The sequence below is a fragment of the Shewanella sp. SW24 genome, assembly GCF_025653395.1.
In the GTDB taxonomy this organism is placed as follows: domain Bacteria; phylum Pseudomonadota; class Gammaproteobacteria; order Enterobacterales; family Shewanellaceae; genus Shewanella; species Shewanella oncorhynchi.
The window spans coordinates 1-16,185 of sequence record NZ_JAKKSH010000050.1 but is presented as its reverse complement, the minus strand read 5'-3'; the positions used below and the strand labels follow the sequence as shown (position 1 = coordinate 16,185).

General features: G+C 44.6%; 8 protein-coding genes and 4 pseudogenes. 4 read left to right on the top strand and 8 right to left on the bottom strand.

Features of this window, described 5'->3' with window-relative positions:
• The 6 genes and pseudogenes from L5M17_RS22485 to L5M17_RS22450 form a co-directional block, all read right to left on the bottom strand.
• Nucleotides 1-1,266: pseudogene (locus L5M17_RS22485) on the bottom strand (hypothetical protein); the annotation flags it as partial.
• A gap of 1,465 nt (nt 1,267-2,731) precedes the next feature.
• The gene (locus L5M17_RS23100; RefSeq protein ID WP_262917206.1) at nt 2,732-4,051 is read right to left on the bottom strand and encodes a methyl-accepting chemotaxis protein; all 1,320 of its coding nucleotides are present in this window, start codon (nt 4,049-4,051) and stop codon (nt 2,732-2,734) included.
• A gap of 50 nt (nt 4,052-4,101) precedes the next feature.
• Nucleotides 4,102-6,645: an EAL domain-containing protein gene (locus tag L5M17_RS22470; RefSeq protein WP_263149249.1), complete on the bottom strand. Its 2,544-nt coding sequence runs from the start codon at nt 6,643-6,645 to the stop codon at nt 4,102-4,104.
• 134 nt (nt 6,646-6,779) lie between these two features.
• Nucleotides 6,780-7,526 (bottom strand): IS21-like element helper ATPase IstB, encoded by a 747-nt coding sequence (istB, locus tag L5M17_RS22465; RefSeq protein ID WP_106651310.1) that lies wholly within the window; start codon nt 7,524-7,526, stop codon nt 6,780-6,782.
• A 10-nt stretch (nt 7,527-7,536) separates the two neighbouring features.
• Nucleotides 7,537-9,100 (bottom strand): annotated as a pseudogene (istA, locus tag L5M17_RS23160) (IS21 family transposase).
• A gap of 326 nt (nt 9,101-9,426) precedes the next feature.
• Nucleotides 9,427-10,698: pseudogene (locus L5M17_RS22450) on the bottom strand (IS4 family transposase).
• 102 nt (nt 10,699-10,800) lie between these two features.
• On the opposite strand from L5M17_RS22450, the gene L5M17_RS22445 reads away from it, so the two are divergent.
• Nucleotides 10,801-12,381 (top strand): methyl-accepting chemotaxis protein, encoded by a 1,581-nt coding sequence (locus tag L5M17_RS22445; protein ID WP_263149244.1) that lies wholly within the window; start codon nt 10,801-10,803, stop codon nt 12,379-12,381.
• Between the two features lie 158 nt (nt 12,382-12,539).
• Here L5M17_RS22445 and L5M17_RS22440 read toward each other — a convergent pair whose 3' ends face one another.
• Nucleotides 12,540-12,749, bottom strand: a complete 210-nt coding sequence (locus L5M17_RS22440; protein ID WP_181159814.1) for an antitoxin Xre/MbcA/ParS toxin-binding domain-containing protein — start codon at nt 12,747-12,749, stop codon at nt 12,540-12,542.
• A 702-nt stretch (nt 12,750-13,451) separates the two neighbouring features.
• Between L5M17_RS22440 and L5M17_RS22435 the strand changes: the two genes are divergently transcribed.
• Both L5M17_RS22435 and L5M17_RS22430 read left to right on the top strand, forming a co-directional pair.
• Nucleotides 13,452-14,045, top strand: a complete 594-nt coding sequence (locus tag L5M17_RS22435) for a DUF998 domain-containing protein (protein ID WP_411568950.1) — start codon at nt 13,452-13,454, stop codon at nt 14,043-14,045.
• Between the two features lie 118 nt (nt 14,046-14,163).
• On the top strand, nt 14,164-14,868 hold the full coding sequence (locus tag L5M17_RS22430) for a hypothetical protein (protein ID WP_041413298.1): 705 nt from the start codon (nt 14,164-14,166) through the stop codon (nt 14,866-14,868).
• A gap of 596 nt (nt 14,869-15,464) precedes the next feature.
• Here the strand turns inward: L5M17_RS22430 and L5M17_RS22425 are convergent.
• Complete coding sequence (locus L5M17_RS22425) at nt 15,465-15,704, bottom strand: helix-turn-helix domain-containing protein (protein ID WP_014611597.1); 240 nt, start codon at nt 15,702-15,704, stop codon at nt 15,465-15,467.
• A 340-nt stretch (nt 15,705-16,044) separates the two neighbouring features.
• On the opposite strand from L5M17_RS22425, the pseudogene L5M17_RS22420 reads away from it, so the two are divergent.
• Nucleotides 16,045-16,185: pseudogene (locus L5M17_RS22420) on the top strand (IS4 family transposase); the annotation flags it as partial.

Sequence of the window (16,185 nt, the reverse complement as noted above, 5' to 3'; positions counted from 1 at the left end):
CATCCTAGAATTGCCCTTCTCAATACCCTGTTTGCTGATTTTAACGACACGGCGGGAGAACTGGTTTGCGCTTTCGGTCTTACGAGCTTCCGGCCTGTAGCCTGTCAGTAGACTAATGCTTTGCAGATACGGAATATTCAGCGATTGTCGTTGTTTTCCACCAAGCGCACTAGATAATGAGTCCGTAAACGCCTTACAGAGATTTTCGCAGCCGGTGTGATGGTCTTCTGGGCCGTATTGCTCACACAATGTATTCAGCACACCACGAACTCTGCTATCTATCTGCTGCTGAATTGACGGTAGCAGCAATGCTTTGGCTACCTCGTTGACCGTCCGGCCATTCACCTTAACGCTTATCCCTTCGGCGCCATAGGCAAATCGGTATTGATTAAGGCCTGCCTTAGTCAATAACCAGCATTCTTTGACGTTGGACAAAGTGGTTTTCTGACCTTCCGGCACGAACTCAAAATTAATCGCATACTCCACCACGATATCGCCATTATGCTGAGCAAAGCGCGAGATGGTGCAGTTACGGTCTTCGTCGTAAACGTCTGACATATCATGCGGCCGCGTCCACAAATCCAACAGGTTAACCGGATGTTTTGCAAAATCCTCTGCAACCTCAGATTTGAGGATTGGCATCATTACCGCCTCGGGTAAGGTTTGATTTACCTGAGTTCTGGTATCGTCCATTTCAGAGTTGAGTTTGGGGTAAGGAATCCAGCCTTGGCCAGATTCTAATTGCTTGAAAATTGCGTAAGGACGGAATGGCGCGGCCCCGATACCGTCAATGCTCCAGCGAAAAGATAATAGCAGGCTTTGTGCTTCGTCAAATAGGTAATTCAAGCTCTTTGGGTCTTGAGCCCACTCGCGGTACATTTCCAAAAATAATCGCTTGGTCTTAGGTGGGATATTAGGGTCGTTGGCGATGTCGCGATACCCTTCATGCTCGATTTCTCGACCGTTAGCAACAAGCTCTGCGAACTCCTTAGCGATCCGAATGCTATCCAATGTCAGCTGGGCGGCGTAACGCACCATCTTCTCTAAATACTTGGGTTTAAGGGTGTTTGGCTGTAGCGCGACGCGATTGTAAGTGACCGGATCGTAAGCTCGAGCATGAAGGGCTCTGGCGTCCATATCATTGCTTAAACGCCAAAGGTAATCCCTCACTCGAAGTGCATTTTCACTGCCTAACGCATTCCAGCGGGGTAATTTTGAAAGTCCTGTAGCTGAATTATCGGTTTTACCAACAAGGGTGCAGGTCACGCAGCCAAACCGTGCCTTACCCCCACAACCACTGTTTTTCTGCCCCACAATGATGTCGCAAACCTCATTTGAGCCATCACATTATATTCACTAAACCTAAAACCACTTTCGTGAGTGAATGAGCTACGAGTGCCTTATATATGGGCTTCTCAAGCAATTCAGTCTCAATAATTCTTTACGAAAATTGCAAGATTTGTAAATGTAGAGCTTTTTCGTCTGAATATTTTCAAATTCAAGCCCGTTATTCTTTACAAAAATTGTATCAAATTGAACTGGTGAATAGCTACTAACTCACTCGACACTAAAGAAGTTTGGTCGATTCAAACCTTAATTTGGTGGAAATTAGTGGGCGTTCACACCCGTCAACACTGAACTCAACTGCCGGCAGTACTAGCTTGCCGACTATATCTTGTGAACGTTGTTTTAAAACAGCTGCGTTAATAGCGGGTTTGTGCCAGAAGCGGATATTCACTAAGCTTCGATTAAATCTGCGCTTTTCACTGAAAGCTGACATTCCTGACAAAAACTGAAACGGAGCTCTCGAAAATTTCGATACATTCACGAAATTCCAAATGGTTTATATGGGAAGTGCTATCCATGTCTATTTTGAACTACTAACCAGTTTGTATTTGTCAGTCAGTAGTATGCAATCTTGTCAAATGTTATATATGTATTTTCAAATTACTTGGTGTGTTTATTCACGCTTTGCTCGTCCCATAGCTAGGTACTCGCTACCAAAGGTTTGAGATTGATGAATTTTTACGTTAGCGTTGCAGTATTTTAAAAACTCAAAAGGGTTGTCCCTGCTTAAAAGCGTGGTTTTTCCTTTTGATGAAATTGTTAGCAGTAAAGAGGTTCTGATGGACTTAGCTAAGAAATTTTATTTTGCTTGGTGTGATAAAGTAAATGCACGTAAGAAAGAGCTTGAAAATACCTGGAGAAACTCTAAAGCCTATACAAAGACAATTATCCATTCAAACAGCTTTGTGCACCTTATCTGGAGCTAAATATTCTCCATAGATTTCATTCGAGCAAAAATCATGGGTTTTATTTAGGTAAACTGCCTCGCTGATAATGACTATCATGACAGTCAAAAACACACTTAATTTTAGTTCAGTTTTGTAAAGCATAAACTACCTATAAAGACTGGTACAGATAATGCTCTTATTTGGAATACTGTGGTGGCTAGTTAGGTAAATATGAATTCTGCTTTATGTTTAGTCAGGTTCTGATGTGCTTTGACATTTATTGAACCTATATCCGGCGCAGCTCGAAAGATTGGGTGGCCATCAGTGATCACTTTCTCCCTTCCTGCCAGAAGAAAAAGGCTAACACTGACGGCCTGAACGCATTCATTGAATTATAAACTAACGCTGTTTTATCTGTTACTTTTTCAAAGATTTTAAGGCTAAATGTTGTCCGTAATCCTACCTCCAAAGAAAGGATAGCACGAGGAATGGAGCGGTTATGGATCTAAGTGATTGGTAAATTGCCCTACAGCACTAACAACCTTCTTAGCCCCATCCTGGATCTCAACCATCACCGAACCCGATTGAGCGGAGAGTTCTAGCGCATGATGAGCCTGCACCTTTCCTTGTTCGATAATCTTTACCGCTTGTTCAGCTAGTTTTTGGTTTTGGAGTACGACATCAATAATCTCTACTGTCGCTTTAGTCGTGCGAGATGCCAGATGGCGCACTTCATCTGCCACCACCGCAAAACCGCGTCCCTGCTCACCCGCTCTTGCTGCTTCAATCGCTGCATTTAATGCCAGCAAATTGGTTTGGTCGGCAATACCACTGATACTTTTGATTATGGTACCTATAATTTGCGATTGTTTATCTAACGCGGCAATACCGGCGGACGCGTCTTCCATTTGCTCAGAAAGCTCCTGCATCACAGTAACCGTTTCCTTTAACACTTCGCTGCCACGAACTGATGCTGCATCGGTATGTTGCGAAATTTCATAAGCAACATCTGCCGCTTGTGCTACTGCTAACTCGCGATCAACTTGTTCGGTAATGACGGTCGCAAATTTCACAATCTTATAGAGCCTTCCATGTGAATCGGATATGGGATTGTAAGACGCTTCAAGCCATACGATATCACCACGGCTGTCCAGACGCTGAAAGCGCTCGGCGACAAATTCTCCTCGGTTTAATTTCGCCCAGAATGACCGATAACGATCAGAGTTATACTCCTGCTCTGTACAAAATAGACGGTGATGTTTACCCACGATCTGTGCCAGACCATAGCCCATAGCGTTGAGAAAACGATTATTGGCGGTAATAACATGACCGTTGAGGTCAAACTCAATCACGGCTGTAGAACGCTGTAATGCTTCAATAAGGTTCTCATGCTCCTTGGATGCTTCAATTGTCCTAGTCAGGTCACTGGCATAGATGGAGACATGCAGAACTTTACCTTTCGTATCTTGTACTGGTTGCAAAATCACTCTTAACCAGGCTTCTTCACCATTACCACGGTACACTTGAGCGGCACCAGCCCAATGCTTACCTTGTTGGAGCGCTTCTTTCATTCGCCGGAAATGATCAGTTTTTTGCGCATAAGGAGGTACAAGCTCAAGCCACGATCTACCCATCAACTGACTACCGCTGTATATCATTTCTTGTTCAAAGTTTGAGTTAACCGCTGTTATGCTTCCTTTTGGGTCCATAATTACGGACAACATTTCACTATCTAAGCTCCTTTGAACTTGCTGCAGAGAAGACAATTCTTCTTGTAGCTGCAGAACTTGTTCCTTTAACTTTTTATTTAAAAACATTTCGAACTCCCGTCGACACAATGCACTTCAATAGCAAATAGTATGAACATTTAGACTGTTTTTGCATTTTGGATCCATTGCTCCAAGTCAATGGAGCTTAGCGGTTTTGATAGTAAGTATCCTTGAGCAACATGGTAACCTTGCCCCTTCAAAATCTGATACTGACCTTCCTCTTCAACACCTTCTGCGACCACCTTTAATTGCAAACTTTCACCAATCCGCAAGACTGCATCGCTCAGAGCACGGCTGGTTGCATCATTTTCTAAATCCAGTACAAAACTTCGGTCTAACTTTAATTCATGGATTGGTAATCTGCGTAAGTAGCTTAAACTCGAATAACCGGTACCGAAATCATCCATTGCCAAGCGTATCCCTTGAGCGTGAACCTCATTGAGCACTTTCATTGTGCTGGGATTTGTGTCGAGTAAAACACTTTCTGTCAGCTCTAATGTTAAATCGCTCGCTTGCAGGTTATGTTGAGTTAGTGTTTGCGTTATCATTCCGCACAAGTCTAAGTTATGGAAATTACTAGGCGACAAATTCACGGAGATTGCAGGAATGTTGATCCCTTTTCTTCTCCAGATCGCCATTTGCTGACAGGCTTCTTTAATAGCCCAGTGGCCCAGAACTCCAATTAACCCGCATTCTTCTGCAAGTGGGATGAAGCGAGCTGGAGATACTGTTCCAAACTTAGGATGTTCCCAGCGAGCCAACGCTTCAACGCCATATAATCTACCTTCAGACATGCTTATTTGAGGTTGAAAGTGTAGTTTTAGTTCGTTATTTTCTATCGCTTCTCGCAAAGCATTTTCGAGCTCCTGGCGCTCTTGAGCCAACTGATTCAGTTCATGACTAAAAAAGCTAAATCGGCCTCGACCAGTGCTCTTCGCCTGATACATGGCCATATCTGCACGATGGATAAGTGAGCCTATGTCATGGCCATCTTGTGGGTATAAACTAATCCCTATGCTGGCAGAAGGTGACAAGGTAGAGCCTCCGATCTTGCAAGGCTGCGAAATATTGAGCTTTATTTCCTCAATAATTTCGGTGACATTACTCACTTCACATCCTGGTAAGACGACGACAAACTCATCACCGGACAAACGACCAACAATGTCGGTTTGTCTACGCTGAAAGCTCAAACGCTCTGCAAATTGTTGGAGTAATGCATCACCGGCGGGATGACCAAGTGAATCATTCACCTGCTTAAACCGATCAATATCTATAAAGAGAACAGCTAAAGTCGTCTTGCTTCGTTTGGCTTCAATAAGCGCATGCTCAGCCTTTGCGTGTAACAAGCTGCGATTTGGAAGCTCCGTTAAACTGTCATAGAACGCTAACTGACGTATATTCTGACGGCTTTCTTCTCGCTCCATCGCCAAAGTGCACAATGGAACGATGGCTTCAACTAATCGCTGATGAAATGCTGATGGTTGGCGCTTCTCTTTGTAATAAAATGCCAGGGTTCCAACACATAACCCTTTGCTGTTTTTAATGGGGGTAGCCCAGCAACTTTTGATGCCTAGAGGAAGAATGTCCGCTCGAAGGTCCATCCATAACGGATCGGTTTCAATATCACTTACTACAACCGTTTCTCCGCGAAACGCCGCCGTGCCGGAGGTTCCTACACACTCGCCTATTGGCATTCCTTCGAGCACGTTTTTATAAGCCTGTTCCAGGCTAGGTGCTGCTAGAGGGTGTAACTTATTTTCATCATCAACCTGAAGCACCGCTGCTATAATTTCAGGAGCTATACGCTCAATTTCTCGACACGCAATTTCCATCAAGTTCTCAAGAGGCTCTTCTCTGGCCATCGCATCGAGAATGCAATGTTGCATAACTTCATGCATTTTCGCGCCTGTGATATCAGAAAGAATACTCACCGTATACGTCAAGCTATTATGATCATCAAGAATGGGATTGACAGTGATGCTGCTCCAGATCCGCTCGCCACTCTTTACATGTGTCAACTCTTCCGACTTAACGGGCAGCCCATTAAGCAATTTTTCATGCACTTTGGCTATTGAGGTCTGAGATAAATTCGGAGTAAGTAAAGCCGTAGGATGAAGTCCTTCAACCTCTTTTGCCGTGTAGCCGAACACTTTTTCAAATCCAGCGTTTACATAAATAATCTTCCATTGTCCGTCAGTGATAATAATTGCACTGTCCGTTTGGTCTGTCACCAGAGATAAAAGCCGTAACTTTTCTTTTTCGTAATACTGCTGAGTTACTTCTTTAATAAAGGCTGTATAGAGAATTTGCCCCTCGCTCTCTACCTTCGAGATAGACATTGCACCCCAGCGACAACCGCCATCTTTACGGTGAATTGGTACATCTCGACTAGTCCCTACAATTTTGTTAATTCCGGTTGTTCTATTTGCATTGATGTAACTGTCATGTTCTGGTCGGATATGCAGAGGTACCAAAATTTTTACGTTTTCCCCAATCACTTCATCCCTGGAATACCCCCACAACTTTTCAGCAGCTGCGTTGAACAGGACTATACAGTTTTGAGAGTCAATGACGACGACACTGTCTATAGCCTGCTCAAGAGTTTGAATAAATATGTCTGACAGATTACGTGCAATTGGCATTTTATTTCCTTACAAAGCTATCAGTTAAAAACTTTATTTTGCAAAAAGACCATCATGTGCGTATTTCGGTTTGTCCGGCCAGCTGTTTCGGTATCGTCCGGCCATCTGATCTTTTCTTCGTAACCCCTCACTTTTTAACTTACTTCCGCTGGTTCAGCCAGACTTTTTTTCCGTTGCGATTCTCCTGTTAATTCCAGTCGATGGGCGTTGTGGATCAATCGGTCTAACAGCGCATCTGCTACCGTCGGATTTTCCATGAGTCCATACCATTCACTGACCGGTAATTGGCTAACGATCACTGTGCTGCGTTGCTCGTATCTGTCTTCAATCACATCCAGCAGATCGCTGATTTGTTTACCCTTAAATCCTTCTAACCCCCAGTCGTCCAGGATCAATAGGTCCAGCTTTTGCAACTGGCTTAATTGCTTTAAATAACTGCCATCGGCATGCCCCAGTTTCAACGCTTCCATCAGGCGACCCAGTCGGTAGTACCTCACCTTTTTATTCTGTCTGCACGCTTGTTCTCCCAACGCACAGGCCAAATAGGTTTTGCCGCAGCCTGTTGCTCCCGTGATGAGTACGTTTTGGCCGTAGTTCAGGTGATGCCCTTGCAGCAGGGGGGTCAGTTGCTCTGGTCGTATGCCGCGTCGTGCCGGGTATTTCAGCTCCTCCGGACTGGCCCGAAGTCGCAGCCCAGCATCTTTGCGCAGCCTCATCAGGCGGGTGTTGTCGCGTGAGAACTGCTCTTGCTCCACCAATAAGCCCAATCGTTCTTCGAAGCTCAAGCCGTTGTAGTTATGCGGATTTTGCCGTTGCAGCTCCAGAGCTTTGGCCATCGCCGCCATTTTCAGCTGGCGTAATTGTGTCATGATCAGATCCATTATTCTGTCCTTATTGGTAGTGGTGAGGACCACGTAAGTTGGTGTGTATAAGTGCTGGGGCGCTACTTTCGGTGTCAGGTTGAGTTTGATCGAAGCCGTTTTTCAGCAAGTTTTTAATAAAGCCGGTGAACGTCGCCTGTTGTTGCAGTGCCATGCCGCAGGCGCGTTCCAGCCGTTTGCTGCCATAACTTTTTTGCAGGCCAAGCAGTGCCAGACAGGTGCGCTGTGCCAAGACCGGATGAGCTTTACGCTTCTCTATCGCCAGCACCACGCCTAGCGTATCCGGCCCTATTTTCTCTGCCCATTGCCTTAATCGCTCTGGCCCCCATTCCTGATGCGCGGCGTGGGCTGGTGGCAAGTGTGATAACTCCGAGGTTTGACCGAAGGCTTTGCTACTTCGCACATGCTGCGCCACACACTGGCCTTTGTGATGCACCCAGATCATGGTGGCAGTGGCCTGTATTTCCAGCCGCTCACCGCACAAGGCATGCGGTACCGAGTAGTAATGTTTATCGAACTGCAGGTGGTAATCCGGTCCCACTTTGGCCACTTTGTATTCGGTGTATTCATACGGGAATGCAGGCAGCGCTTTGAGCGCAGGCTGGTCAATTTGTTGGAACAAGTCTTTACGGCTTAATCCGTTATAAGCTTTCATTGGCCGCTCGTTTAGCTGGTGATTCAGCAATCGGATCGCCTGATTCAGTGCCTCCAGCGAGTAAAAGATCTGGTGGCGAAGCCGCGCTAATACCCAGCGCTCAACAATCAGCACAGCACCTTCTACTTTGCTTTTATCCTTTGGTTTTATCCTTTGGTTTATAAGGACGCGCAGGCATGACGGTGCATCGGTAATGTCGCGCCAGTGCCTGGTAATCACTGTTGATGGACGGCTCAAACTTGTCAGCTTTGGCCACAGCAGCCTTGAGATTATCCGGCACCAATAAGGTCGGCACACCGCCTAAAAAGCTCAGGCAACGGCTGTTGGCCATCAGCCAGGACTGCTGATCCTGCCCGGCACAGGCTTCGATATAGGTGTAATTGGATGCACCTAAGGTGGCCACGAAGATGGCGGCTTTGCGGATTTCGCCAGTGCGCGGGTCGACAATGGGCACCGTGGGGCCACAGAAATCGATAAAGAGTTTCTCGCCTGCATAATGCTGTTGGCGCATCGAACGGCGCTGCGAGCCTTTCCAGCGGCGATAATGTTCGCAGAATTGGGTATATCCCAGCGCTGCGCGGCCATGTTCAGCTTGGTACTCCTGCCACAATAACTGCTTGGTTAGCTTCGGATCTTTTAACTCCAAATCGATACGTAACCAGTCGGGCAAGACCCGTTTGGTCTGGTAATCACGTCCTGGCAACAGAGCCTGATCAAGGGTATTTAAGGACACCTCTGGGGCGAGAGGCCATGCAAGGTTGAGGTTATTAAAGCGGGCAATTAAATCAGTCACAGTCGAGCGGCCAATGCCCAGGGCAAGGGCAATTTGGCGGTGGGACAGCTGATCGTCAAAACACAGCCGGAACACTTCCAGATAAGTTCTCATATCGGTTCTCATCAATTTCTTTTTGCGTGTCATACAAGCTCCGGCTGACAGGGAAACCCCAGTTATGCCGCAGCACCTGAAACGAAGAAAGAAAAAGATGGCCGGATGATACCGAAACGACTGACCGGATCACACCGAAAGAGGTGGCCGGACGATACCGAAACTACTGGCCGGTTCACACCGAAACAGGTGGCCGGACGATACCGAAATGACTGGCCGGTTCACACCGAAATGAGTGGCCGGACGACCCCGAAATTCGCAATTTGGTTCCTGAGTATCCAGAGGCTTACTACTTAACGGATCTTCGTATCGCGTTTGAGCATGAAAATGATTTTGCTCATACGTATGTCCTTAAGAGCTTAAGCTGCTGATATATTTAGATTAGTTAGCATTTTAAACACCCCGTTTTTTTGATCCCTCTTCAAATTCTGACGCTGGCAACGTTGTGCTAAAAATGCCAATGCTTCATTTATGGCCGTCACTAAATCTGCGCCATGGCTTCTGGCAATATCTAAACAAAAGGGTAAACCACCAGATATGGGCTGATTTTGCACCGGTAAACAGTGAAATCACCCGGTTATACTTTTGTTGTGCCGCGTTGATAAGCCACCGTTTTAAGGTTGCCACAAGCAAGCTTCCCCAGATCAGCGTTTCGACTATTGTTGGATGATATGTGTCGAATTTATTCAAATTATTCATCGACTTCCATTCTTTGAATAGCAGTTCAATCTGCCAGCGGACACGGTAGAGGTCGCCGACAACTTCTGCGGGAAACGGTTGCCGATCAAGGTTGGTGCACACCAAAACATGTCTTTTTTTGTGATCTAATGCGGCAAATGCCACACAACGATAAATTGGACCATCCGGCCAATGCACGTCTAAATCCAACGCACCTGTACCGGGTAATTCTTTTAGCCATGATTTCAGCGGTTTTGCCTGCTGGCTTTTGTTGCAACCGGCCATTGGATTCACGCTGTTGCTCATGCGGATGATGAAAAAAGCGCTGGCGTCTTGCAATTCCTGGACATAAGCCTTTGAAAAATAACCCGCATCTGCCATAAATAAGCAACCAGCTAAGGATGAGGCTGATGGCAAATACTCCCGCTCTGGCGCAATATCTTCGGTCAGGCTTACGCGCTGTGGTTGTCCTTTGAACACATCATAGGTGACATGCAACTCAACCGCAGCAGGGTTGTGTACGTTAAAACGGCCTGGAAAATAGTGCATTAAGTCGCCATGCACCGCGAAACTGGTGCCATCTTGCAAAATAATACGTTCAAAAACGTCTTTATACTTCTCTCGCAGAGTAAGCATATCTGGAAGATGCACAGCCAGTGCTTTTTCAAACACTTCACGCATAAACTCAGGCGCAGCCATTTTAACCAACTGTTTATGAAAAGGTTTTAGCTGTATGTTGGTGAAGTGCATATGATTAAATTGACGGTGGATATCGGTAATAGAATTCGTAGTCCCAGAGCCAAGGGCGCTGACCAACGCCATGCAGAACTTATGCGGCGTGACCTGGCGACGACGTTTCATAAATCCGGTTTTTGCCCAAGCGTATCAAGCTCATCTGGAGAAAAAAGTCGTTCAAAAGCGTTTAAGAATGGGCTATCTTGTTCGTGCTTCATTCGTTTTGCCTGCAAAGGTGATCTTTTTTATTCGCAAAATCAATTAGATCACGAATGAAGCACCTTTTCAAATCCTAAAGATCATACGTAGGTGGACCCAATATGAAACAGAATTTACCGGTCACCGGCGTGGAGCAGCGTTTTTCTGCCCAAGCCAATATTCTATCGACCACTAATCTTGATGGCAAAATCACTTATATTAACAAAGACTTTATTGATATCAGCGGCTTCAGCAAAGAAGAGCTAAAAGGTCAGAACCACCACATTGTCCGCCACCCTGATATGCCACCCGCCGTATTTAAAATGTTTTGGGCTGATTTACGCGCCGAAAAATCCTGGATGGGTATTGTCAAAAATCGCTGTAAAAACGGTGACCATTACTGGGTTGATGCTTATGCAACGCCGATTAAAAAGAATGGCAGAACCGAGGAATATCAATCGGTAAGGCGTAAAGCAAAGCCTGAATTTATTACTCGGGCAGAAGAAGTTTACGCCGCCATCCAGGCTGGAAAATCTTTACGCAAGCTGGGCGATTCACTATCGCTGCCCGCCAAAATATTGATTACACTCTTTGCCGGCTTACTATTGCCGGTACTGGTTTATCTCTTAAACTACTCCGCCTTACTCGTACTATTAGCCACAATTTTTAGTACCTTTGTTGTCAGCGCCGCAGTCTTCGTCTTTAGCCAACCTTTACTGCTCGCATTAACGAAACTCAAAACCATTTCTGAAGATAAGGTCGCGCGCTACGTCTACACCGGTCGAAATGATGAAGCCGGGACTTTGTTACTGGCGGTTAAAAAACTTGAGTCTGAGAACGCGGCATTAATTGGCCGCATCAATGATATGTCGTCAACCTTAAGTGAAAATGCCCAAAGTTTAAGTGCTGCCGTAACACAATCTGAAAATGGCACCTTACGTCAGTTTGAACAAACAGAGCAGGTTGCAACGGCAATGGAACAGATGGCCGTGAGTATCCAAAGCGTATCCATCAACGCAGCCGAAACTTCTACCGCCTCTGCTGACGGACTGGCAATTGCCAACTCCGGCAAACAGGTTGTTGATGAAAATGCCAGCACCATTAATGAATTGAAACGTCTCATTCACTCGGCGTCGCAGGTCATCAATAACGTTGCCATAAGCAGCAATGAAATTGAAAAAATCCTCGACGTTATTCTCGCCATTGCCGACCAGACTAATTTGTTGGCGTTAAACGCAGCCATTGAAGCTGCACGAGCAGGTGAGCTTGGCCGGGGCTTCGCGGTTGTTGCCGATGAAGTGCGCTCTTTGGCCAATCGCACCCAAGAATCCACTAAAGAGATCCGCGGCGTCATTGAGCAATTACAAAGTGGTGTCCGACAAGCCGTCAGTGCCATGCGATCCGGTGAAGCGGCAGCGGAACAGAGTGTGGCAAAAAGCCATGCCACGGCGCAGGCTCTGGAAAATATCCTGAATGCGATTAGCACGATTTCCCGCATGAGCGAGCAAATTGCGCGGGCAGTAAATGAACAAACGTCGGTGGTAAACTCGGTCAGTGAAAGCGTGCTTATTATAAAAAGTAATGCGCAGGAAAACCTCGATGCCGTTAAATTAAGCGGAAAGGTTGCCGAAAAGACGGTCAATATCACCAGAAGATTGGATCAGCTAACCAATCAGTTCTGGGCGATACAGCAAGGGATCTAGCCATGCGCACCCTAAACCTGATTTATCGCTCGGAACAGGAGCTGCAGGCATACTTATCCGAGCACAGGCTGACTGAATGTCAGGTTTCAAGACAAAGCCGAGATTCGTTTTTTCGTGAGCGCATGTTGTGAGCGTCCGCAACTCGCTCTTAGCTGACTTTAAGCCATATCCCCAAACTTCATTTCTTGCAGCACCTGAAAAAGCTCGGCACGTTTATCGTCTGTTGCAAGCATACTACGAGGATACTGTCCGCCTAGCCTAGGAATAGGCGTATCAAGCCACTCATTTATCTTGGCGGTGTCATTGTCAAAGAAGGCATTTAGCTCCTGCTCGAGCTGTGCTTTTGAACAAGCTTGATTATGCTGCATTTGCATACCTTTTCCACGTTTGGCAGATGGGTTGTTTTAAAGCATAAATCCGGGTGGCCTTTTTATCCCGCTCACAGGTGTGCGTTTATATAATAGTTTGATAATTCTTAATAATGTTTGATCATTTATATAATAGTTTGATATTTTTTGGCTCTTTTGGTGAATGTGCGGATTAAGAGTTAGCACATTTTTGCCCCAAAGTGAGTTTCGCAGTTCAAAAGCTAAATTGGGCTAGTAAAACTTTGGCTATAGAAAAGCTAATGTGATGTGGTTACTTTCAACCTAGAAGTTTTGCTCGTCCGATCTCTCAAAGCCAGTACGTCTGTCAGGATAACGACTCCTTCGAGACGTAGCGTAATGACCGATAGCGAAAGCAGCCAGCCTTATGGGGTTAAGCCGATGAGGGGATAGGGTGTGAGTGTCAGCCTGAATCTGGGGCCAAAATGCTGTCAACCAAGGTCAAAAATCAGTCAAAAGTGAGCGTAAAAGAATGAGAAAGCAAAAACGATATCAAGTGATTACCCTCCAAACTGTATAAAAAACCGCTACCGCAAAAAAGCAAATTCCTATAGCATCATTTATACCAATTGACATGGATGTGGCAGCGGCCAAGTCCAACAAGTGATTTATGCCCTGCAAACAGCGCAGCGCATAAATACTAAGACGTTAGTTTACAAAGGGAGCTTGGTTTTGTTTGATGGTATGTTTGTCTACTCAGGATTAATTTCCACAATTTGGATCATCGTCGGGATTTATGTGGCCAGTCGATTCTACGATGGCTATGACCACTCTAAACAATTTTGCAGTGAGCTGGGTGCTACAGGAAGCCCAACCGAGAAATTGTCACCTTTGATCAATAATTATCCATTAGGTTTTCTGTTTTGTTTTTTCGGTTGGTATGTAGCGCAACTTTCGAACGTGTCAGTTTTGGTTAACATTGCAGGCTGGCTAGTCATAGTGCATGGTATCGGTACATGGGTGGCTGGTTATTTTCCCATGGATGCGGATCCATTTACAAAAAATCCAACATTCAACTGTAAAGTGCATTCTTGGGCGGGTTTTATAATGCTGCTTTCATTACTTGTAGCACCAATATTAATCGCAATCAGCCCAACGACAACAGTAATACCCGCATATTTTCGCGTGTTTTCCATTATTACTGTTATTGCGAGCGTTTATTATTTATTTGCTATGACTAGAGCATTTAAACAACAGAGTAATCCAGGCGCTCATCAACGCATATCATATGGCTGTCAATTGGCCTGGTTGAGTGTCTTTTCAATTGTTTTGTCTTAATTGTAAACTAACAAAACAAGGCAGCGGGACAATAAAAAGCAGGCTCTCGTCGCTTCGCTCCAATTATTGCCAGCTTTTTATTGCCCCTGCTTGGGGTGTTAGCTTTCATGGAGGATCTGTGCACAAATTTGGCATCGTAGTATTTATGATTGCTGCAACGGTGGTGCTTATCGGGGGTATATTTCAAAGACATGCAATTGCCTGCGATATACTGCCGCTAATGAATTACCAGCGGCTCAATAGTGAGGTATTTCTTGCGGGTGACTTTGCTGAACAGCAAGCCCAAATCATAAGCGAACTTATTGATTCGGCGTCAGAACGAATTAGTCATGTTTATGGTAAACCGATATCTAAACCGAGATTTGTCATTGCTGCTGACATTCAAGGTGCTGCAAATTGGGGGGCAAATGAGACGGCCTCGATGCATCGAATGCCTTGGCGAGCTTGTATAATAATTGGTCCTAAAGGACAAAACGTTGATGTGATCGCCCATGAGTGGCTCCATGCTGAAATCCAGCATCGAGTTGGCTTCTTTCGTTTCCTAAAGGAAATTCCTGTTTGGTTTGATGAAGGTGCCGCACTTACACTTGATTACAGAAAACCGTTTTTACCTGAAAATATTAACCTGTTTGCTGAAGATGTTACTTCGGTAAAAAACCTGAAAAGCGGCAAAAGTTTTTTTTCGAATAACATAAGACAAAACTATCAGGCATCACGAATTGCCGTAGAACCTTTGATACGCCCAAAACAGTTTTTCAATGACCTTGAGAAGATTGCTTCTGGTGAGTCATTTGAAAATGTATTTTTAAAAGCTAACAAATAAGGATAGGCTGCGCGTAGCCGCGACCTTATCCGAAGTGTTGAACAAGCCCGATGCTGGTTGTTGACACTTTATTATGCAAATAGCGGATTGAGAATTTGTGCTGGCGAAGGTCTTATTTTGAAAGAGACTTTTATGCAGGCATGGCCCGCCCTTAGCGAACGAGCTAATATTTTTATCACTTGTTCATCAAGCCGTTGTCGAGTCCTCATTTTGTTTGGTTAACCCGTTATCCTTATACTTCTCAAATTTTCCGCTGCGCTCCAAATTCGCCGCAGAGCGTGGCGTTAAACCCATAGAAATTTTTATCCGAAACTGACGAGTTAGAGCAAAGGGTCTATCACGCTTTTGTCCAAAAGCGAGTTACTTACTCTTTAGCCATACTATTGCGTTTTCTTTGCTGATTAAGAGTGAAACATTAAAGACTGATAGATATGTGACTATTTATGCATATTGTGCTGCATAAACTTAGTTTTGCATGAATCTGTTACGATCATGCACAAAACACGTTGATTAAGCGCTAAAACACGCGAAAAATGCACTTTAACAGTTATTAACATGCAAAATTTTCTGCGTTATGTTACTAGAAAATGTAATCATTAAAGAAAATCAGCATCTCGAATACAGTTCCCCAAGGCATCATCGCAAGTGATATCTAATTCTTTAAAAATGACATGAAGTACTTGTACATCCAAGTTTTCAACACTTCTATTTTCAATTTCCCAAAGTAAAACCTTACTTAAACCTATTTTCTCCGCGACGTTATCCAATGATAACCCTTTATTTACCCTAGCAATTCTCAGTTTATTACCAATATCAAAATTAGTATTGATTTTCATTGTTACAAGATACTCTTAAGTAAGGCGTTACATTTAAAAAATTTTGTATATTATTTCTTGCACCCAGAATTTAACCGTAAAACTAGATAAAAATGATTGCTCAAATGCCATAAAACTCTCTATTACTAACCAATGAATATTACTATTCTAATAATTTCAAAAACTCTGTGGTCAATAGCCTTGTTGGTGCAGTAAGAAATCGATTTAACTGAAACGATATCAATATACATAGCCCTGAAGAATCCCCTGATGATTTACAAATAAATCATCAAATTAGGGTGGAAGCGCATCTTGTTGCATGATCAAATGGTTTCGCTAAAAACTACACTTGGACAACAAGATGCGCGAAGCCAATATCCTACAACATTCTTTACACCAATACTGCCCAGAACTTCACCTAAAACGATTAAACAGCTTGATGCTGGCCTCTAAGGCACTGATTGAATGTAAGACACTGACCTTGACTGAGTTAGGTCGAAAT